The organism is Kibdelosporangium phytohabitans (assembly GCF_001302585.1).
Classification (GTDB): domain Bacteria; phylum Actinomycetota; class Actinomycetes; order Mycobacteriales; family Pseudonocardiaceae; genus Kibdelosporangium; species Kibdelosporangium phytohabitans.
The window spans coordinates 6,558,999-6,577,867 of sequence record NZ_CP012752.1; the positions used below are offsets into that span (position 1 = coordinate 6,558,999).

An 18,869-nucleotide genomic window follows, 5' to 3' on the forward strand; every position below is an offset into this window, starting at 1 on the left:
CCTGCGCTCTCGGTAAGTGTTACGTTCCGAACAGTGATGACCCTCCGCCAGCGGGGCTGCCAAGGGCCGGACTTCGGTGTGCCCGACGCCGACCGATGCCGGATGGCAAGCAGCGCAGAGGAAGTACGACCCCGCGCTGACACGCGCCCTCCGGGTCACACAGCCGAACCGAGGAACGCACACCAGTTCACCCCAGAGCGGCTTCAACGATCCAAGGAGTGTCCATGATGGCCATGCCCACTGCGATCAACAACGACCGGCTCAAGAAGCGCTTCCAGAAGTGGGACGTCAACGGCAACGGCACGGTCGAGAAGGCCGATTTCCATGCCGAGGCAGAGCGCATCATCGAGGCGTTCGGCGAGGATGCGTCGTCGCCACAGGCGCGTGCCCTGGTCGACGCCTACCTCGCCATGTTCGACTTCTTCGCGAGCAAGGTCGGTGTGGCCGCGAGTGGCGCGATCACCGAGGAGCAGTTCCTGAGTGTCTTCGAGGCCGCGGTGCACGCCGAGGGTGACGCGGGCTTCAACCGCGTGGTGCGGCCGACGGTCGCGGCCATGGTGGGGCTGTGCGACACCGACGGTGACGGCGAGTTGAACCCCAGCGAGTTCCGCAGGTGGCTGGAAGCCATCGGCGTCGACGCCTCGTCCGCGACCGAGTCGTTCCACGCCATCGACACCAGCGGCAACGGCAAACTGACCGTCGCCGAAGTGGTGAACGCCGTCCGCGCCTACCTCTTCGGCACTATGGACGTGCCCCTCCTCGGTCACTGACCTGGCACAAGGCAGCGACGATTCTAATGGGCGTCTCGGATCTGGCGTGCTTCCTCCGAGGCCGCGTGCACAGCGTCGGAGGCGCCCATTTTGCTGAGGAGCGCGGCGTACTCATCCAGGGCGTCGGCGAGGTCGAGGTCGGCGAGAAAGAACCGTCCTGTGCGCACGCGCGCACGTTCCCATTCCAGTGACGAGTCGAAGTCCGCGCGAGCATCGGCTTCGCGACCCAGCGCCACCAGAATCCGCGCCCGCAGCCGCAACCACGAGGGCAACCCGCTGGGGCCATCCGAGGGGCTTTTGCCGTGTCGGCGCTCCTCTTCGACGAGGGCGTCGGCGAGCTCCAGGGCCCCGGCGCTGTCCCCCACGACCAGACGTAGCTCCGCTGTGCGTTCGCGCGCATGCGCGAGCTCGCTGCGCCGCGCTGACTCATCGCGCGGGGTCTTCGGCTGCTCCTTCTCGTGCGTACACGAGGACTGCGCGCGTCGCTGCTTCGCTCTCGACGGCCAGCTGCTGCGACGGCGCGGCACGCTCGATGTCCACCTGGACGAGACCGAGTCGCGGGACCCAGGCAGCCGGGTCGTCGGCGAACCCGGCCCGCGCGATGGCAAGCGCCTCGGCAAGATTGCTCGCCACGGCGTCCCCGTTGCCTCGCGCCGCGTGCTCTCGCGCCGCATCCCGCAACGTGTCGAACCGGTTGTAGTCGGCTATCGCACTCATCTTCTCCCCCATGTTCGTAATGGGCTGGACCACCTGGCGCTTTTGTAGGCAACTTGTAACACGCTCTGCCACAGTGTCCGCGCACTCCAGCGACAGTCGATCACGAGAGGCAGGCACGCGATGACACAGGCGAAGACGTGCGGGTGGGCGTGGTTCAAAAAAGGGCTGGTCGTGGTTGCCGGCGCAGCACTCGCGGTCGGCATGGGCGCGGGTGCTGCGCAGGCACGGACCACAGCCGACGTCGGCATCCTGGCGACGCACAAGAGCCCGTTCAACTGCGGCAAGACCTTCTACGCCAACAACTGGACGCCCAACCACAGCCCGTCGGGCTCGATCGACTGGCAGAGCTACGGCAGCGACGCGATCAGCGGCGAGACGGTCCGCGCCACCGCGAGCGGCACCGCGCGGTTCTATTCGACTCTCGCGGCCACCGGTGACGTCGGCATCCTCGCGTACGGGAACTACGTGATCGTGACCCATGGCGACGGCACCAAAACCCGGTACGCGCACCTCGCCACCATGGTCCGTGCTCCGGGAGCGTCGCTGTCGGTCAGCCAGGGCACCGCGATCGGCACGGTCGGCGGAACCGGCGGCAACTACGCCCCGCACCTGCACTACGAGCAGATCACCTCGGGCGGCGCCATCGACACCAGCCCCACGGTCGAGGGCGTGACGGTCTCCCTCGGCCAGAAGAAGGCCGTCAAAAGCACCAACAACTGCGGCGGCAACCCGCATTCGGCCGAGGAGGTCTGCGGCAGCGGCTACAGCGTCATCGACTCGGCCAACGTCACCGGCGGCAGCGTCCACCTGCTGTACAACTCGGCCAACAGCAACAACTGCGTCGTGACCCTCAAGTCCACGAGCCTCGGCACCCCCACGCCGGTGTCGGCGTTCCTGGAGCCGCAGGGCGCCACCAGGACGACCGACCAGGGCAGCTTCGACTACTACGCCGGTCCCGTCCGCAAGGCCGCGCCGGGCGTGTGCGTGAAGTGGGGCGGCTCGGTCGGCAGCAGTTCGTACACCAGCCCGTTCGAGCACTGCGACTGACGGGTCCCCTCGCGGCCGTCGGCTACCTCCTACGTCATCGATGGTCCACCTGCGCCCTGGATCCGGATCAGACCCGCACAGGACACCGTTCGAACGGCGCAGGTGACCGTCGGGCAGTGAAGAACACGCCGCGTCCTGGCCACGCGAGTATCCGCTGGTCGTGTTCCGGTTAGTGAAAAGTTAGCGGCCATCGGCACACTGCCCGGCATGACGAGCTACTCAAGTAAGTTTCTCGGCACACTGGTCGTGGTCGGATCAATGGTCATCACATTTCCCGCAACGGCGGACACAGCGCCCATGGCGATCTCTCAGGTGTTCACCAGCGACCCGAATCCCGGAGGGTTCGCGGAGTGGAACCACGACACGAACTTCTTCAAGGTATGTGATCGTCAGAACGACGGTTACTCCGCCGAAGGCTGGGTGTACGACGTCGACACCGGTGAAGACATCGCGCACCTGGTCGACCCGAGTCACGGCGACGGATGCTCCGGGACCGCGGTGCCGCAGGGGAATGGTCATCGGCTGAATCTGAGAGTGTGCCTGCTGCGGGGAGGGAACCGTAACTTCACTGGCGCACGGGATATCGGGCGCGGTTGATTCTGCGCTCCCAGTTCTCGCATGGCACGTCCAGCGTGCGAAGAAGACTGGCGCGTGCGCCAGAACAAGCAGAACGGCTGACAGCGATGCCGCTGAAACCGCTGTCGCAGTCCACGAGTCAAAGGTCCGCTCCCGCGCGGGAACTCCAGGTGGGTCGGGCCGGGGAGAGGTCCCGGGTCCTCAGGCCATGGTGGTCGTGAACCAGGCCGATTCACCAGGAGGACGGTTTTGACGAACGACGACAACGCCGGCCCGTACGGGATGGAGCCGATGCCGTCACCCCCGGACGCCGACGGGTCCGAGTCGGTCCTGGCCAGTCGCTCGGGTCCGCCGCCGCAGCCGGTCGCCGCGGCGGCGAAGCTGTGGAGCATCGTCGCGGGGGTCTGCACCTTCGCATACGGCTTTGCCGCCTTCGGGGCCTTCGCCCAGGGCACCGACTCGCTGACAGTCGCGGCGGTCGCCCTCACCGTCGTGTCGCTCCTCTGCTGGCGGTTCGGTCAAGATCTGCGCGCTGGCCACGATCGCCGCACCGCGCTCGCGGTGTTCGGCATCCTGGCCTCGTTGTCGCTCATCCCGCTCGTTCTGGTGATCCCGGCGTTGGTCCTGCAGTACCGTCCGGCGAGCAACCGCTGGTTCGCCATGGCTCCGGAGCCCAATCCGTGAGGGCCACTGCCTTGGGCGTCAGCGGTCCCGCGGGCCTTCGGTCACGTTCATCACCGAGCCGTTCCCAGTCTGGATGTTCTTGCTCCTGGAAATGGTCACGCGTGGTGCGTCCGGCGGCGTCCGCCGCGCCTTGACCACGGAGACGATGGCGAGAACCAAAGCCGCCAGTCCGACGAAGAAGCTGGCCACGCTCGCGATCTGGTCCGCTGTGCCAAGGTCCTGGTTGAGGAAGAACACACCGAGACCGGCGAAGACCACCGCCAGGACCATCGACGCCGCCGCGACCCGAGCGCGCACCGGAACTCCCGTCACCAGAAACGTCCGGGGGATGAGAACCGTCCGGGCCCGTCGTCGACGACGGACCTCGGTTGCCGTAGCCGGGGTTCCGGCAGCTCCGGTCGCGGGACCGGCTCGATGCCGGCGACCTGCCGGACCAGTTCGGCCATCGCGGACAGGTCACCGGCCTCGGCGTCGGGGCGATCGACCCGGAGCTGGTGCACCACCTGGTTGCCTGAACCGATCATGACCCCGTTGGTGGCGCCGTCGACCTCCGCGGTGCGGTCGGGGCCGAGCAAAACCTGAGCGGGTCGCCGCTCGATCTCGACCGCGCTGTGCAGGAGCTCGAAATCGTGGGCCCTGTCCGCGACACGCAACAGAGCTTCGCGGAACGGTCGCGCATCGGTGCCTCTGACGAACCCGGCGAACGCCGCGACGAGCTCCGGATCCCGGGCGAGCAGTTCGACGAGGGACAGCCGGGCCTCGTCGACGACGTAATCCCGGTCGAGGTCCAACCGGGTGTTGTCACCGATCTGGATGTCCCTGGACAGATCGATCGACACCTCGGCGCCGGGATCGAGGGCCTGGCGCACCGCCATCGCCGGCTCCTCGGCCCGCGGTGGCGCGATGGCCCGCTGGAAACGCCGGATGGCCGCCCGGCTCCCTGGTTGCCCGGCCAGCTCTCGCAAGGCCGACCGGGCACCGGCGTGCTCCTCCAGCAGCGTCGTCAGCGGCTCAGGATCGACCGTGACGTATTCGACGTGGTAGTGGTCCCGATTCCTGAGCCTGCAGTCGTTCCCGACGACGACACCTCGTGAGTTCGAGACGCGCACGCCCGACACGGTCCGCAGCACCACGCCGACGACGTGGACACCGGCGTGCACCGGCGCGTGGACCTGCAGTTGCGCTTCGAGCGGAAGTGGTCGCAGCGATCCCCGCTGGTCGGGTGGATGCAACAGGTCCCAGAGAACGGCTTCCACGTCGTCGTCAGGCATGCTCACCTCCTACCCGGGGTTCATGGAACCAGAACGGGCGCCCGGCCGGCAGCGACCACCCGGGTCGATTCGAGCTGATGCGGAAGACCGGGAAGCCGAACGCGCGTCGATGCTGGCGATGAAGCGGCCGGCCTCCGAGCAGATGTACGAGATCGTACGGACTTGCGTCAAAGGCGTGCACGGCCTTGCCACGCCCGTCAGAACACCCGCAGGATCAACCCCACCGCGCGGAACACTCTGAACTCGTACCCATCGCGATGCAGACAGTTCCCTCAACCCTGGTCACGCTGGCGATCGCGCCATTGCTCCTGACATAACAGGGTAGTCGAACCACCGAAGGGTCAAGCATGCGAAAAACAATCGGTTCACTCTTGGCGATACCGGCTTTGGCTGTTTCTCTCGTCTTCGCACCGCCCGCGAATGGCGCCGCGCCTCCGCCTTCGATCAAAAACAAGCTGGGCGCGATCATGCATGTCAACGACGGAACACGAATCTTCCTCCCGCAATCAACCACACTGGACCTGTACTGCTATTTCGACAAGCCTTTCGGCGGCCGGTGGTTCTACCTCAAGGTTCTCTCCGGGAAACACAAGGGAGCGCTCGGCGACGTCCCCGCCGACGACGTGAAGAATCAGACCCGCGAGCCCAAGTGCTGATAAGCAGCCGACCAGGCCACGCGTGAACGATCAGGCCGGGTGTCCCGCGAGATCGGGGACACCCGGCCTGGCTGTCAGTGCGAGTGCGGCGCAGTCGCCTCGTGGATGCCCGGCAGGTTCGCGGCAGCGGCGGTGACCGCTTTGCCGTTGGGACCGACCGGGGGCTTCACCGGGTCGACGAGCCACGTCTTGAACAACGTGTCGAGCTTGCGCCCGGCGACCTGCTCGGCGTGCTGGACGAACTGCTCGGTGGTGGCGTGACCGTCGCGGTACTTCGCGTGGTAGCTCTGCAAGGTGCGGAAGAACACCGCGTCACCGACCTCGGTGCGCAGGGCGTGCAGTGTCATCGCACCACGCTCGTACACCGGCGGGTCGAACAGGCGGGTGCCTGGCCACAGCCGGAGGTTCCAGAACGGGTCCTTCTCCGAGTACTTGGCGTAGAAGGCGTCCGCGAGATCCGCGGCTGTGGCCCGGCCCTGGTGCTCGGCCCACAGCCACTCGCTGTACGTGGCGAAGCCTTCGTTGAGCCACATGTTCGACCAGTCCCGCATCGCCACCGAGTCGCCGAACCACTGGTGTGCCACCTCATGCGCGACCACCGACGTCGGATCCGCGTCGTCCCAGAACTGGTTGCCGTACACGGGCCGGGTCTGGTGTTCGATGGCAGCGGGCCACACGTTGGTGGCGACACCGCCCGTGGAGCCGAACGGATAGGGGCCGAACTTCGACGCGAAGAAGTCGGTGACCTCAGGCGTGCGCCTGATCGCCGCCTTCGCCGCGGCCAGCGACTGCCCCAACGCCGGGTCGAAGGCGTTGTAGTACGGCAGTCCCTGCGCGGTGGCGCCCGTTTCGAACTCGAACTTGCCCAGCGCGATGAACGCCAGGTAGCTGACCATCGGCTCGTCGGCCCGCCAGCGCCACTTGGTCCAGCCGGGAACCGGGTTCGCCCGGCCGGCGAGAATCCCGTTGGACACCACGACGTTCCCGTTCGGGACGGTCGCGGACACCGTGTACGTGGCCTTGTCGGAGGGGTGGTCGTTGCACGGGTACCAGGCCCGGCAGTTGCGCGGTTGACCGGTCACGATGCCGCCGGTTGCCGTGTGGTACCAGACCTGGACGGTGTCCAGCCGTACCTGCGACGGCGTACCGGCGTACTTGACCACGACGTCCATCGGCTGGTGAGCGGCCACCGGCCGCTTCGGTGTGACGACCAGCTCGGCCGGGTTGTCCGGGTGCGTGGCGAAAGTGGCCTGTTCGCCGCCGACCTGCACCGACGTGACACCCAGCGCGAAGTCCAGGTTGAACTGCGAGAGGTCCTGGGTGGTGACCGCGCGGATCGTGGCCTGACCGGTCAGCCCGTCGGTGTCGGGGTGGTAGATCAGGTCGATGTCGTAGTGGTCGACGGTGTAGCCCCCGTTTCCGGCCCACTTGTAGATCGGGTCACCGAGCCCAGGTGCCCCCGGTGACGGCTCCGCGTGTGCCGTGCCGGTCAGCAGCGCGGCGAGTAAGCCGACGATGACGGCACCGGAACCGGCGCGCGTCCGCTTGCGCATGATGAAGTTCCTTCCCCAGACAGAAACGTGCACGAGGATCGGCACCATACTGTGGAGACATTTCCTGGCGTTGCCACGGCTCTGTCACGCGCCCAGCCCTGCGAGAACCGCGGTCCGGCGGGGTCGCGCTCGTCTCGGCTGTGCGGGAGCATCAGGAAGTTCGGGTCGCCGGGCTGTGTTGAGCACGAACAGATCAGGACGGGCGGTCAATCCCTTGCGGCTGCTTGACCTTCCCCGGCAGCTGGGAGCGGCATGATGCGTTTCCCGGATGCGGGGATGGTTCGTCTGTAGTCTCCGGCGCATGGCCGAATCTGCTGTCGAACCCTTGGATGTGTCCGAGACTCGCACTGCCTACGACACCGTTGCCGCTTCGTACGAGGTGTCACTGCGGGACGCTCTCGCGGCGAATCCGTGGGACCGCGCGGTGCTGGACATATTCGCGGACTTGGTGGGGTCGGCGGCTCCGGTGGCCGATCTCGGCTGCGGCCCGGGGCGGATCACCGGGTATCTGGCAGGGCTGGGGCTGGAGGTGTTCGGTGTGGACCTCTCCCCCGCCATGGTCGAGGTGGCCCAGCGGGTACATCCGCGGCTGCGGTTCGAGGTGGGGTCGATGTCCGCGTTGACGCTGGCGGACGCGTCGCTGGCGGGTGTGGTGGCGTGGTACTCGATCATCCACACGCCGCCGACCACGGAGTCATCCGTACCCGGCAACTCCGCGGCAACAACTCGGGCGACCGATGGTCGCCATTCGATCACCGCGATCGCGGTGTTGACTGGTTCAGCCGCCAAATCGACACCCACCGTCCGCATAAGTCCTCACCATGCCAGACAAGATGTGCCTCGGTCACTGAACATCCGTTGCAGGTATTCCGGTAGGAAGCCGATGTGTTGGCGCGGGTGCGTGGACGCAATCCGCGCCAACACGGTGAGCCTGGCCGTGCCGCCCTCGACGGCAGGTCAGGCCGCCGGCCACACCGTCATGCGGAGGGTTCCTCCTGGAGGGCACGCACCTCGACCCTGCTTCGCAGCGCACGCGAGGCCTGCTTGGCCCATTCGATCGCGACGTCGTCGTTCTCGGCTTCGATGATCCAGAAACCGCCGAGGTACTCCTTGGCCTCGACGAACGGGCCTGGTGTGAGCACGGGGGTGTCACCGGAGTAGTCCACTGTGGTCGCGGTCGACGGTGGCTGCAGGCCTCCGGCGGTCACGAACGCGCCCGCTTCCTGGACGGCGGTGTTGAACGCACCGACCGCGGCGATGATCTCCTGCAGCTCCGCGGGGTCCATGCTCTCCATCGTCGGCTCCTCGGCGGAGTCGTGCGGGAGGCTCAGGAAGTACTTCGTCATTGTCGTCTCCTCGTCGTACGGCCGGCGGCCGGTGTCTCGATGCCGGAAACGCTATGCGGGGGCTCCTCAGCGAGGCATCTGTCATCGTGACTGGTGTCCGGGAAACCGGCGACCGGCATCGACCGTCAGACGAGGTCAGCCAGTTCGGCGCGTGCGGTGACGCCGAGTTTCGGGTACGCCTTGTACAGGTGGTGGCCGACGGTCCGTGGGCTGAGGAAGAGCTGTGCGGCGATCTCCTTGTTGGTGTGACCGGTGGCGGCCAGCCGTACGACCTGCAGCTCCTGCGGGGTCAACAGGGTGAGCGGGCCGCTGCGCCGAGGCTCGTCGCTCCGTTCGCCGAAGGCGGCCAGTTCGCCGCGCGCACGCTCGGCCCAGAGCTGCGCGCCGAGGCGCTCGAACGCGGACACCGCCGCCGCGAGATGGGCACGTGCCTCGGTACGGCGGCGCTGACGCCGCAGCCACTCGCCGTAGACCAGCTGGGTGCGGGCGCGCTCGTAGGGGCCGCCGTGCCGCTCGTGGAGCCGCAGCGCCTCGGCGTACAGCGCGTCGGCGTCGCCGTCGTCGGCCAGCAGGGCCCGGCACCGCAGGGCGAGCCCGGTGGCGACCGGGCGGTCGACGTGCTCGGCCCAGTGCCGGAACGCTGCCAGTGGTCCGTGCGTGCGATCCGGCATGCCGCCGCGCACGGCTGCTTCCACCAGATCCGGCACCGCCCGGACCAGCAGGTCGCGGCTCGCAGGTCCCCGGGACACGTGCTCGAGCCGGTCGGCCGCTTGCCCGAACCGCCGGGCGGAAAGGTCGAGCATGCCGAGGCCCCAGTCCGCGATCTCGGCATTGACGCGGTGCCGGGTCCGGGCTCGCGGGAGCACTTCCTCGGCAAGTGCCCGGCAGCGTGCCTCGTCACCCGACACGGCGTGCAACCACACCTCCACCGACCGGTGGGCCAGGCGCTCGGTCGTGTTCCCGAGTTCGGCGCTCACGGCTGCGCCTTCCGCCACACACGCGCGGGCGTCCGCGAACTCGCCGCGCAACAGTCGCGCCACGGCGAGCACGTTCAGGGTGTACGGGACCCATCCCAGCGCCCCGGTGGCCCGCACCTCGGCCAGCATGTCCTCGGTCCCGGCGATGACGCCGTCGTCGTCGGCGATCATGAGCCCGCCGAACCCGGCTGTGATGCGATGCATCAGGTCGTTCCCGCCGCTGCGTGTGGCCGTGCGGAGATCCCGCATCGGGCCGACGGCCAGCTCCGGGCGTCCGGCGAAGAGCTCCGCCCACCCGAGAAGGGCGGCGACAACCGGTGCCCAGTGCTCCGGCGGGGTGAACCCGCGCATCAGCTCCGCCGCACGCTGCAGCAGGTCGTGCGCCGCCCCGTGCCGGGCGGCGTGCACGGCCTCGTAGAGCGTGAGCGCGGCGCGCTCCGGATCGGTGTCGCGCACCAACGCGGCTGCCTCGAGCGTCAGCTCCGCGTCGGCCCGCGGCGAGGTGCGTTCGTACTCCACAGCGCCGCGCGTGTAGATGGCATCGGCCCGGACGCCGGTGTCGGTGGTGAGCGCGAGCGCTTCGGCCGCCAGCCGGGCGGCGCGGTCGGCCTTGCCCGCGTCGAACGCGGCCTGGCTGGCCCGGACGATACGCCGGGCCTTGAGCTCCCGGTCGGCACTGAGCCGACCGGCGCGTTCGTGGGCGGCGCACACCGCCATCGCGCCGCCTCGGTGCCAGGCCCGCTCCGCCACGCCTTCGAGTTCGGCGGCCACCGCCTCATCGGGTTTGGTGGTGGCGGCAGCGAGATGCCAGGCCCGGCGGTCGGCATCGGCGTCCGCGCGCAGCGCCTCGGCGTACGCGCGATGTACCTCGATCCGCCGGTGCAACGGCGCGTCCTGGTAGGCAGCTGCCCGTACCAGGGGGTGGCGGAACGTGATCCGGCTGTCGATCCGGACCAGCCGGTCACGTTCGGCGGGCGCCAGGTCGCCGGCCGCGCCACCGAGGGATTCGATCACGTGCAGGATCGTCGCGAGGGGCGCCGCCGTGTCGGCTGCCGCCACCAGAAGCGCGCGTTGGGCGGGGTCGGGAAGCTCCACGATCTGGTGCCGGAACGCCTCCTGCACGCGGCGGGTCACCGGCAGCGGGCCGACCTGCTCGGCCGGGTCGGACTCGTCCACATCGCGAGCCGCGAGCCGGGACAACCCGAACTCGATGATCGCCAGTGGATTGCCGCCGGACTCCGCGAGAACCCTGGTCCGCATCCGTTCGGCGAGTTCCGGTGCGTGGTCGTCGAGCAGCCGGGCGGCATCGGGCGCGGCGAGGCTGGGCAGATCCACGACCTCGACGCCCGCGAACGCGACCGGCGCCGTCGTCTCGCGCACCGCGAACAGCACCGCGATCGGGTCGGCCACGAAGCGGCGGACCGCGAACAACAGCGCCTCCACGGAACCCGGGTCGAGCCATTGCAGGTCGTCGACCACGCACAGCAGCGGGGAATCCTCGGCCAGGTCGGCCAGCAACGACAGGGTGCCTGCGGAGATCAGGAACCGGTTGGCCTCGTCTCCCTCGGCCAGGCCGAACGCGCAACGCAGCGCCGTCGCCTGAGGAGTGGGCAGGGCGGCCAACCGATCCAGGTGCGGGAACAGGAGTTGGTGCAGGCCGCCGTACGCCAGCTCGGAGCCGGACTCGATCCCGGCGCCGCGGACCACCCGCATGCCCTCGGCTTCGGCGATCGACACAGCGTGGTCGAGCAGGACCGATTTCCCGATGCCCGGTGCGCCCCGCAGCCCCAGCGCCCCGCTGCGTTCGTCGCGCGCATCCTTCAGCAGGCGCTGAACCCGCGCCTGCTCGACGTCCCTTCCCACCAGCGACATGCGGTCACCCTAGATGGGCGGTGCGAACGCGGTCCCCGCGCCGGGCCGGACGCGCCGGCGTCGCGCGGACAACGGGCCCGTCCGCGACATCGCTCAGAACAGGGTCGCGGGCTCAACCGGCTCGGGCTCGGGCAGCGGGTCGAGGCTGGGCACGAGCTTTCGCACGTCGTCGTGGAATCGGCGGGCAAGCGCGGGTGCCTCGTCGTTGTCGGGGGTGTGCACGAACACCGTCGGTGACCGGCCCTCACGTAGCCAGTCGGCGACGACCTCGGTCCAGGGCTGCCATCCCTCGACCGTCGTCTCGATCGAGTCGCGGCCAAGGTAGCGGACGATGGGGTGGCCGGTCAGTGCCCGTGTGCGCCGCGGCAGCCGTGGTTTCTTGGCCCAGGCGTCCTGTTCGGCCTCGCTGGTGGGCGGGCTGCGGAAGAAGACCGTGGTGTCGAACGGCAACCATTCGGCGTTCGCGCTGTCGAGCGCTGCCTCCAGCAGGGACGTGGAGGCTGGGTCGGCGAAGAACCCCGGGTGGCGCACCTCCACGGCGCGCTGGCGGTCGGCGGGGAGCCTGCGCAGGAACCGGCCGAGGGCTTCGACGTCCGACGGGCCGAACGAGCCGGGCAACTGGGTCCACAGGACCGCCCGTTCGCCGAGGGGTTCGATCGCGTCGAGGAACGCCCGCATCTCGGTCTCGACACCGACCAACCGGCGCTCGTGCGTGACGACCTTGGGCAGCTTGACCACGAACCGGAAGCCGGAGTCGGTCTGCTGCGCCCACGTCTCGACGGTGGCATGGGCGGGGATCGCGTAGAAGGTGGTGTTGCCCTCGACCGCGTTGCACCAGCCGGCATAGGCACGCAGCCGCTGTTTGACCGGCAGCGACTGCGCCAGGAACCGCCCGGACCACGCTTTATGAGTCCACATCGCACAGCCGACATGAAGACGCGCCACTTCGCCAACTCCCATCGATCGTGAGTGAAGATAGCCTGTCGCCGGTTCACGGGGACGGCGGTGGCCGGTGGCGACAGCGATCGTGCTTTGCTGTTGTGGCAACGGCTGCAGGTCGGTGTCCGGCACGTTGTGCGAGTTCGGCGGCGCATTCGCGGACGTGCCGGGCAGTCCCACTCCCGCGTCGAGTCCACCGGCGACACCGGACAGGAACAGGCCCCACCGGTTGCGGCATGCCCCTCGGCGAGCTGCGCGAACTGCCACCGCTCCGCCGGGGGTGCGCCAGGACCGGCCCCCGACGATCCCCTCAGAGGCGGATGTCGCGGCGGGAGGAGGCGTTCAGCTTGCGGCGGACCTTGACCACGTACTCCTCGACTGTGCGGCGGGAGAGAAACAGGGCCTGGGCGATCTCGCGGTTGGTGTGGCCGCCTGCCAGGAGGCGGGCGACGTCCTGTTCACGCGGGGACAGTTCGCTGCCGTAGCCGCGTCGGCCGCGCGGTGACGGGGTGGCCACACCGATGCTGCGGATGCGGTGACGGCAGCGAGCGGCGTCGACAGTCGCGCCCAGGGAGTCGTAGGACTGGGCCAGCGCGTCGAGCGCCGCGGCGTCGGTGGGGGCCTCGGTTTCGGCTTGCTCGGCGAGTTGGATGGCCCGGTACGGCAAACCCAGCTCCCGGTGCACGTCGATCGCCTTCCGGTAGAGCACGCCGGCTTCTTCGCGGTCACCCGTCGCCGCGGCAAGCCTCGCACGACAGGCGGTAAGTGCCGCATAGGCCAGTGGGGCGTCGACACCTGCCAGACCGGCGGTCGTCTCCGTGACGAGCAGCCGGGCAGCGTCCACGCGACCGGCCGCCAGGTAACAGTCGACGGCTTGGGGCAGGATGTCGCCCGACCACACCCACGCGCCCTTGTTCCGCAACACCGCCACGCCGCGTTCCACATGTTCTTCCGCCGCGGCTGTCTCGCCCCTGCTGAGCAGCATCCCCGCGATGCCTCCCGTCGCCGAGACGCCCACCGGGAACACCTGGGCGGTGGGCTGGGAACCAGCCGCCGCGCGGAAGGCCTTCTCGGCTTGCAGCCATTCGCCGCGTGCCGCGGCCAGCCAGCCTCGGGTGAGATACAGGTCGGTGGTCAGCAGCAGGTTCGCGTACGTTCCGATCAGTCGGTCGATCCGCTGTTCCAGTCCCGTCCACTGCCCGCTGAGCCAATCGAGCCGGACCTCCGTCGCCTCGGCGGTGCCGACGACGTACGTGGCGGCCACTTGCTCGGCCAGGGTGATCCCGTTGCGCAGGAACTCCCGTGCCCGCGAGTAGTGCCCGATCCACGAGCACGCGTCCGCGAGGTTGCAATGCGCCCGGGCCAGGTGGTGGATCTCGTCCGGGTTGTGCACGTCCGACACCGATGGCAGCCGGTCGATACGGTCCCACGCGCTCGGATCGCCGACGATGAGCCGTCCGCCGAGCGTCGTGGCCAGCAAGGCGGTGCGCAGGGCCTGGGTGGGCAACTGGTCGGCGAATCCCTCGACCCGGTCGAGCGAGGCCCGGTGCTCGGCGATGGACGCGGTCCCCAGGTACGGCCCGGCCATGGCCGCCATGCCGCGCGCGGTACGTTCCGGCTGATCGCCGAGCAGGTCGATGGCCCGGGTGATCTCCTCGGCCCCGCGGTCCAGTTCGCCGGTCTCGCGTTGCAGCAGCAGCCCGAACCACAGGTGCACCTCACCCCGGACGTCCGGCGCCAGCCGTGGGTCCGCCAGCAGGCCTTCGACACGCGCGGTCAGCGCCCCGCCGGGCAGTCCGGTCAAGGCGTAGCCGCACAGCTTGCCGGCCAGGCGGTTCGTGTCCGCGGAACTGAGCTCCGGGTCGGCCAGTACCTCGGACAGCAGTTCGACCGCGGTGAGCACGTCCTTGGTCTCTTCCGCGGCCTCGGCGGCGAGTTCGGTGTATCGCAGCCACGCAGCTTTCATGCCCGCTGCTCTGGCGTGGGCGGCCAAGCGGGCCAGTGGCGCGTGGTCGAGGCCGGACAGCACCGCCACGGCGCGTTCGTGCAGTTGCCGCCGCCGGGGATTGGGCAGCGATGCGTACACGGCGCGCCTGGCGATGTTGTGCGGGAAACCGAACCGGTTCACCGCCGCTTCCACGAACACACCGGACTTCACCAGCGTGATCAGGTGCTCCGTTGTCGCGATGCCCACCATGGCGCCCAGGACGTCGGCCGTCTCCGGCACGCCCAGCACCGCCGCGGCCTCGGCGATGGACCGCGCGGCATCGGGCAGGACTCCCACTTGTTCCCTGATCCCGTCCGCCACTCGGACAGGCACGTCGATCCGGGCCAGGATCCGCTGGGGCACGTCCTCCTCGGTGCACACCGCCCGCACCGGATCGCACAACGCGCGTACCGTTTCCTCGACCACGAAAGGGATTCCAGCCGTTTCGGCCAGGACCGCCTCGGCGAACCGCTCGGTCGTCACCGCTGCTCCCACGACCGCGTCGACCATGGCGCGCACGTCCACCGCACCGAAGGGCCGCAAGACCAGGTCGACCCCGGTGACCCCGTGCGGTGTGTGGAAGGCGTGACCGAGTGGCGCTCCCGTGGGCAGGTCCTCGCGGCGGTAGGTCACCACGATCGACAAACCCGATGGCGGGTTTCCCATCACGAACCGCAACACTCGGCGGGTCTCGTCGTCCGCCCAGTGCAGGTCCTCGAGCACGAGAATCGTCGGTCCCAGGCACCGGATCAGATCACGTACGGCCCGGAAGACCCGGTGCCGTTCGGCCTCGGGGTCGCCGAGAGCACCCGGTGCAGGCGGCAGTCGGTCGGCGAGTTCGGGCAGGTGAGCCCGTAGCGCGCCGGTCACCGGGCCGGGATCGTGCAGCTGGTCGCCGCACTGGCTGAGGCAGTCCAGGAGCACCCCGTACGGGAACGGCTCGGACAGCGGTTGGCACGCGCCCACGACCACACGCGCGTCCCCAGCGCGGGCAGCGTCAGCGGCGAACTCGGCCACCAACCTGGTCTTGCCCACCCCGGCCCGGCCCTCCACGAAGACAGCCGACGGCGCGTGCCGCACCGCGCCGAGCATGGCGGCCAGTTCCGCGTCCCGGCCGATCATCGGCACCGAGCCGGACCGGGCGGAGAGGGAATTCACGCGATCATGCCCCACGGTCGCTCCTGTCGGTGATCAACCCAGCGGAATGACCGACAGGATAGGTCCGCTGGGCGGGAAACCGTAACCCCGCGAGCACCGGCGCCCGCGCCCGCGGACATACGGGTCTTGGCCACACTTGTTCCCCTGCCGCCCAGGCCGAAGGGTGATGTCCGAGCGGCCCGAAGGCTCCACTCCCTGCACCGGCCGCTCGAACGCACGATGGAGGAATCAATGCGAGAACGCCGGAAGCTGTGGGCGTCCACCTTGGTCGCCGTCGCGTCCGCCGTCGCCGCGATGGCGACCGCGACGGGCGAAGCCGCGGCACAGCAACGGGAATCGGCTGTCGAGCAAGCCGACCAGCACTACCCCGGGCAGTACATTGTGGTACTCGGGAGCGGCGTTCGCGCCACCGCCGAGGCCCAGGCCGCTGCGCTCACCCAGCGCTACGGCGGCGAGGTGACCGGCACGTACTCGGTCACGCTGAACGGTTTCGCTGTGCGCGACCTGTCCGAACAGCAGGCGCGGCGCCTGGCTGCCGACCCGTCGGTCAAGTCGGTGCACCAGGACGGCACAACGAGGGCGACGGGCGAGCAGCCGAACCCGCCGTCGTGGGGCCTTGACCAGATCGACCAGCGAACCGCGACCCTGGACAAGAAGTACACCTACCCGAACTCGGGCGAGGGCGTGACCGCGTACGTCATCGACTCCGGCATCAACGCCCAGCACCCCGAGTTCGAGGGCAGGGCGGGATACGGGTACGACTTCGTCGACAACGACACTGAGGCGAGCGACTGCTTCTGGCACGGCTCGCACGTGTCGGGAACGATCGCGGGCAAGACGGTCGGCGTGGCGAAGAAGGCCAAGGTCGTGGCCGTGCGTTCGCTGGGCTGCAACGGCTCCGGCCCGGACTCGGCCACGGTCAGCGCCATGGAATGGGTGGCCAAGAACGCCGTGAAGCCCGCGGTGGTGAACATGAGCTTGGGCATGGACGTCGCCGGTGTCGGTGACGAACAGGTCAAAGCCATGGTGGCCAAGGGGATCGTGGTGGCGGTGTCCGCGGGGAACGACGGCAAGGACGCGTGCGGCGTCAGCCCCGCACGTGTTCCCGAGGCGATCACCGTCGGCTGGTTCAACAAGGACCGCACCCGGGGCGGGAACCACGGCCGCTGCATCGACCTGTTCGCGCCGGGCGGCAACATCTACTCCAGTGACCACACCGGAGCGTTCCGCACCGGCAGCGGCACGTCCATGGCCTCCCCGCACGTCGCGGGCGCGGCAGCGCTGTACCTGTCCGCGAACACCGGCGCGACCCCGCAGCAGGTCAGCGACGCGCTGGTGCGCAGTGCCAGCCCGGACCTGATCACCAACCCCGGGACGGACTCGCCGAACAAGCTGCTCTACGTCGGCGACATCGGCGGTGGCACACCGCCCAAGTGCGGAGCCAGGAGCAACGACCAGGACGTGGCCATCCCGGACGCCGGCTCGGCGGTGGGCACCTCCGTGAGCCAGGACTCCTGCGAGGGCAAGGCCTCGGCCACGTTGCCGGTGCGGGTCGACATCGACCACAGCTACACCGGAGACCTCGCCATCGATCTGGTCGGGCCCAGCGGGACGGCCTACCCGCTCAAACGCGCGGGTGGCGTCGGTGAGTCCGGTGGTGTGCACCAGAGCTTCACCGTCGACGCCTCACGCGAGGACGCGAACGGCACGTGGCAGCTCTCGGTGCGCGACACCTACCGGTTCGACACCGGCACGCTCACCGGCTGGTCGATCACGTTCTGACCGAAGTGGACATCCACTGCCGTCTCCTCCGCCACGAACCCTGCCTTTGAAGGAGAACGATGAGAACACCACGCTTCGTCGCGGTCATCACCCTGGCTTTGGCCTCGCTGACGTTGCCCGTCATGGCCACCGCCAGCGCCGCGCCGACCGACAGGATCAGCATCGCGGCGACCCCGACCGACCAGCTCCGCCCAGACGGCGCGGGAGTCCAGATCGTCAACGGGGAACGCACCACCGTCAAGGAATACCCGTTCGTCATCGCGGGAATGCGTGTCGGGGGCGGTGGTCCGCAGGGACAGTCCTGCACCGCCTCCGTCGTCGGTAAGCGCAAGATACTGACCGCGGCGCACTGCATGGTCGACGCCACCGGTGCCAAGAGCTACATCTACGGCGACGACGACCTGAACACACCGGGCGACGAGACGTTCCGCACGGCCGTCGCCTCGTTCAAGACCCATCCCGGCTACACCGGCTCCGGCGGCTGGCGGACCGGCAACGACGTCGCGGTGGTCACCACCGTCGACGACCTCCCGGTGCCGGAGAACCAGTGGGCGAAGGTAGCGGGCTCCGCGGATGGCGCGCTGACCCAGCCAGGCAAGTCGGGCACGTCCGTCGGTTACGGCAAGACGTCGTCAGGCGGCGGCTCCGGGGAGCTCCGCAAGACCACCCTGCCGGTCAACGACCCCAGCACCTGCCAGGTCTTCGACATCCGGGTCAACGGTGATCTGATGGTGTGCACGGGCTACAACGACGGGCGCACCGCGAACTGCTCGGGTGACAGCGGCGGACCGTTCATCGTGGACGGTGTGATCGTCGGTGTCTCGTCGTGGGGTTCCAGCAAATGCGACCGTTACAGCATCATGGCCCGGCTGACCAACGCGATGGGCGACTGGGCTCGTACCGAGATCGGCGGAAACCCGCCTGGCGACGGCAAGTTCGCGGTGGCACTGGCACCGGCCGCCGGCAAGGCGGAACCCGGCAAACACGTCTCCACCAGCGTCACCACGACCGCGGGCGACCAGGGCCCGGAGAAGCTGGACCTGAGTGCGTCCGCCCTGCCCGCCGGGACGACGGCCACATTCCAGCCCTCGTCGACCGTCAACTCCGGTGAGGTGGCCAAGCTGACGCTGGAAACCTCGGCCAGCACCCCGGCGGGCACCTACAAGGTCACCGTCACGGCCAAGGGCGCGTCCGGCACCAAGACCGCCGAGTACACGCTCACGGTCGTTGACGGTGGCACCACCAATGGGCCCAAGCTGTCTGTCTCGCCGAACTCCGGCACCGTCCCGCCCGGCGGCTACGCCAACGCCACGATCACCGTCACCGGCGGCACGGGGTCCGTCCGGCTCAGCGGCGCCGGTCTGCCCAACCCGCCGACGTTCTCGCCGCAGACCGTCAAACCCGGCGGCAGCTCGCGGATGACGGTCATGGGTCCGTACCAGCGCGGCACCTACAAGGTGACCATCACCGCGACCGACACCGCGGGCAAGACCGGAACCACGGAGTACACCCTCACTGTCCGGTGATCCACGGA

The 18,869-nt window shown here is 69.1% G+C and carries 17 protein-coding genes; 8 read left to right on the plus strand and 9 right to left on the minus strand.

Annotated features, from left to right (window positions below):
- The first annotated feature begins 227 nt into the window (after positions 1-227).
- The gene (locus AOZ06_RS29655) at positions 228-770 is read left to right on the plus strand and encodes an EF-hand domain-containing protein (RefSeq protein WP_225952942.1); all 543 of its coding nucleotides are present in this window, start codon (positions 228-230) and stop codon (positions 768-770) included.
- Between the two features lie 23 nt (positions 771-793).
- Here the strand turns inward: AOZ06_RS29655 and AOZ06_RS29660 are convergent, their stop codons facing one another.
- Together AOZ06_RS29660 and AOZ06_RS29665 are read right to left on the minus strand one after the other, a co-directional pair.
- The gene (locus AOZ06_RS29660; protein ID WP_054292409.1) at positions 794-1,135 is read right to left on the minus strand and encodes a hypothetical protein; all 342 of its coding nucleotides are present in this window, start codon (positions 1,133-1,135) and stop codon (positions 794-796) included.
- A gap of 61 nt (positions 1,136-1,196) precedes the next feature.
- A complete protein-coding gene (locus AOZ06_RS29665; protein ID WP_157233331.1) occupies positions 1,197-1,487 on the minus strand; it encodes a hypothetical protein in 291 nt (96 codons plus the stop codon).
- A 120-nt stretch (positions 1,488-1,607) separates the two neighbouring features.
- On the opposite strand from AOZ06_RS29665, the gene AOZ06_RS29670 reads away from it, so the two are divergent.
- The 3 genes from AOZ06_RS29670 to AOZ06_RS29680 all read left to right on the plus strand — a co-directional run bounded on the left by AOZ06_RS29670 (position 1,608) and on the right by AOZ06_RS29680 (position 3,794).
- Positions 1,608-2,534: a M23 family metallopeptidase gene (locus AOZ06_RS29670; RefSeq protein WP_063810131.1), complete on the plus strand. Its 927-nt coding sequence runs from the start codon at positions 1,608-1,610 to the stop codon at positions 2,532-2,534.
- Positions 2,535-2,741: 207 nt separating this feature from the next.
- On the plus strand, positions 2,742-3,131 hold the full coding sequence (locus AOZ06_RS29675) for a hypothetical protein (RefSeq protein ID WP_157233332.1): 390 nt from the start codon (positions 2,742-2,744) through the stop codon (positions 3,129-3,131).
- A 228-nt stretch (positions 3,132-3,359) separates the two neighbouring features.
- Positions 3,360-3,794, plus strand: coding sequence for a hypothetical protein (locus AOZ06_RS29680; RefSeq protein ID WP_054292412.1), 435 nt, complete (start codon positions 3,360-3,362; stop codon positions 3,792-3,794).
- Between the two features lie 18 nt (positions 3,795-3,812).
- Here the strand turns inward: AOZ06_RS29680 and AOZ06_RS29685 are convergent, their stop codons facing one another.
- Together AOZ06_RS29685 and AOZ06_RS29690 are read right to left on the minus strand one after the other, a co-directional pair.
- Positions 3,813-4,091 (minus strand): hypothetical protein, encoded by a 279-nt coding sequence (locus tag AOZ06_RS29685; RefSeq protein WP_054292413.1) that lies wholly within the window; start codon positions 4,089-4,091, stop codon positions 3,813-3,815.
- Between the two features lie 11 nt (positions 4,092-4,102).
- On the minus strand, positions 4,103-5,065 hold the full coding sequence (locus AOZ06_RS29690) for a hypothetical protein (RefSeq protein WP_054292414.1): 963 nt from the start codon (positions 5,063-5,065) through the stop codon (positions 4,103-4,105).
- A gap of 347 nt (positions 5,066-5,412) precedes the next feature.
- Between AOZ06_RS29690 and AOZ06_RS56915 the strand changes: the two genes are divergently transcribed.
- Entirely contained in the window at positions 5,413-5,721 is a 309-nt protein-coding gene (locus AOZ06_RS56915) for a hypothetical protein (RefSeq protein WP_157233333.1), read from the plus strand.
- 74 nt (positions 5,722-5,795) lie between these two features.
- On the opposite strand, the gene AOZ06_RS29700 is transcribed toward AOZ06_RS56915, so the two are convergent.
- Entirely contained in the window at positions 5,796-7,274 is a 1,479-nt protein-coding gene (locus AOZ06_RS29700; RefSeq protein WP_169799000.1) for a M1 family metallopeptidase, read from the minus strand.
- A gap of 301 nt (positions 7,275-7,575) precedes the next feature.
- Here AOZ06_RS29700 and AOZ06_RS62235 point away from each other — a divergent pair, with 301 nt between their 5' ends.
- Positions 7,576-8,361: a class I SAM-dependent methyltransferase gene (locus tag AOZ06_RS62235; RefSeq protein ID WP_083472021.1), complete on the plus strand. Its 786-nt coding sequence runs from the start codon at positions 7,576-7,578 to the stop codon at positions 8,359-8,361.
- Here the strand turns inward: AOZ06_RS62235 and AOZ06_RS29710 are convergent.
- From AOZ06_RS29710 to AOZ06_RS29725, 4 genes are all read right to left on the minus strand, one after another.
- The gene (locus tag AOZ06_RS29710; RefSeq protein ID WP_054292418.1) at positions 8,252-8,620 is read right to left on the minus strand and encodes a YciI family protein; all 369 of its coding nucleotides are present in this window, start codon (positions 8,618-8,620) and stop codon (positions 8,252-8,254) included. The two genes, AOZ06_RS62235 and AOZ06_RS29710, sit on opposite strands and share 110 nt — an antisense overlap.
- Positions 8,621-8,745: 125 nt before the next feature.
- Complete coding sequence (locus tag AOZ06_RS29715) at positions 8,746-11,469, minus strand: helix-turn-helix transcriptional regulator (RefSeq protein ID WP_054292419.1); 2,724 nt, start codon at positions 11,467-11,469, stop codon at positions 8,746-8,748.
- A 93-nt stretch (positions 11,470-11,562) separates the two neighbouring features.
- A complete protein-coding gene (locus AOZ06_RS29720; RefSeq protein ID WP_054297014.1) occupies positions 11,563-12,387 on the minus strand; it encodes a DUF72 domain-containing protein in 825 nt (274 codons plus the stop codon).
- 331 nt (positions 12,388-12,718) lie between these two features.
- The gene (locus tag AOZ06_RS29725) at positions 12,719-15,568 is read right to left on the minus strand and encodes an ATP-binding protein (RefSeq protein WP_236951785.1); all 2,850 of its coding nucleotides are present in this window, start codon (positions 15,566-15,568) and stop codon (positions 12,719-12,721) included.
- Between the two features lie 216 nt (positions 15,569-15,784).
- Between AOZ06_RS29725 and AOZ06_RS29730 the strand changes: the two genes are divergently transcribed.
- Together AOZ06_RS29730 and AOZ06_RS29735 are read left to right on the plus strand one after the other, a co-directional pair.
- Positions 15,785-17,335 carry a S8 family serine peptidase gene (locus AOZ06_RS29730; protein ID WP_054292420.1) on the plus strand — a complete coding sequence of 517 codons (1,551 nt, stop codon included), beginning with the start codon at positions 15,785-15,787 and terminating at the stop codon, positions 17,333-17,335.
- 59 nt (positions 17,336-17,394) lie between these two features.
- Positions 17,395-18,861, plus strand: a complete 1,467-nt coding sequence (locus AOZ06_RS29735; RefSeq protein WP_054292421.1) for a trypsin-like serine protease — start codon at positions 17,395-17,397, stop codon at positions 18,859-18,861.
- Positions 18,862-18,869 lie beyond the last annotated feature (8 nt).

Excerpts from the sequence above, each read along its gene's own strand:
- AOZ06_RS62235 (WP_083472021.1), top strand. The coding sequence starts at position 7,576 with ATGGCCGAATCTGCTGTCGAACCCTTGGATGTGTCCGAGACTCGCACT.
- AOZ06_RS29655 (WP_225952942.1), top strand. The coding sequence starts at position 228 with ATGGCCATGCCCACTGCGATCAACAACGACCGGCTCAAGAAGCGCTTC.
- AOZ06_RS29675 (WP_157233332.1), top strand. The coding sequence starts at position 2,742 with ATGACGAGCTACTCAAGTAAGTTTCTCGGCACACTGGTCGTGGTCGGA.
- AOZ06_RS29700 (WP_169799000.1), bottom strand. The coding sequence starts at position 7,274 with ATGCGCAAGCGGACGCGCGCCGGTTCCGGTGCCGTCATCGTCGGCTTA.
- AOZ06_RS29710 (WP_054292418.1), bottom strand. The coding sequence starts at position 8,620 with ATGACGAAGTACTTCCTGAGCCTCCCGCACGACTCCGCCGAGGAGCCG.
- AOZ06_RS29715 (WP_054292419.1), bottom strand. The coding sequence starts at position 11,469 with ATGTCGCTGGTGGGAAGGGACGTCGAGCAGGCGCGGGTTCAGCGCCTG.
- AOZ06_RS29720 (WP_054297014.1), bottom strand. The coding sequence starts at position 12,387 with ATGTGGACTCATAAAGCGTGGTCCGGGCGGTTCCTGGCGCAGTCGCTG.
- AOZ06_RS29735 (WP_054292421.1), top strand. The coding sequence starts at position 17,395 with ATGAGAACACCACGCTTCGTCGCGGTCATCACCCTGGCTTTGGCCTCG.
- AOZ06_RS29730 (WP_054292420.1), top strand. The coding sequence starts at position 15,785 with ATGCGAGAACGCCGGAAGCTGTGGGCGTCCACCTTGGTCGCCGTCGCG.
- AOZ06_RS29665 (WP_157233331.1), bottom strand. The coding sequence starts at position 1,487 with ATGAGTGCGATAGCCGACTACAACCGGTTCGACACGTTGCGGGATGCG.
- AOZ06_RS29690 (WP_054292414.1), bottom strand. The coding sequence starts at position 5,065 with ATGCCTGACGACGACGTGGAAGCCGTTCTCTGGGACCTGTTGCATCCA.
- AOZ06_RS29670 (WP_063810131.1), top strand. The coding sequence starts at position 1,608 with ATGACACAGGCGAAGACGTGCGGGTGGGCGTGGTTCAAAAAAGGGCTG.
- AOZ06_RS56915 (WP_157233333.1), top strand. The coding sequence starts at position 5,413 with ATGCGAAAAACAATCGGTTCACTCTTGGCGATACCGGCTTTGGCTGTT.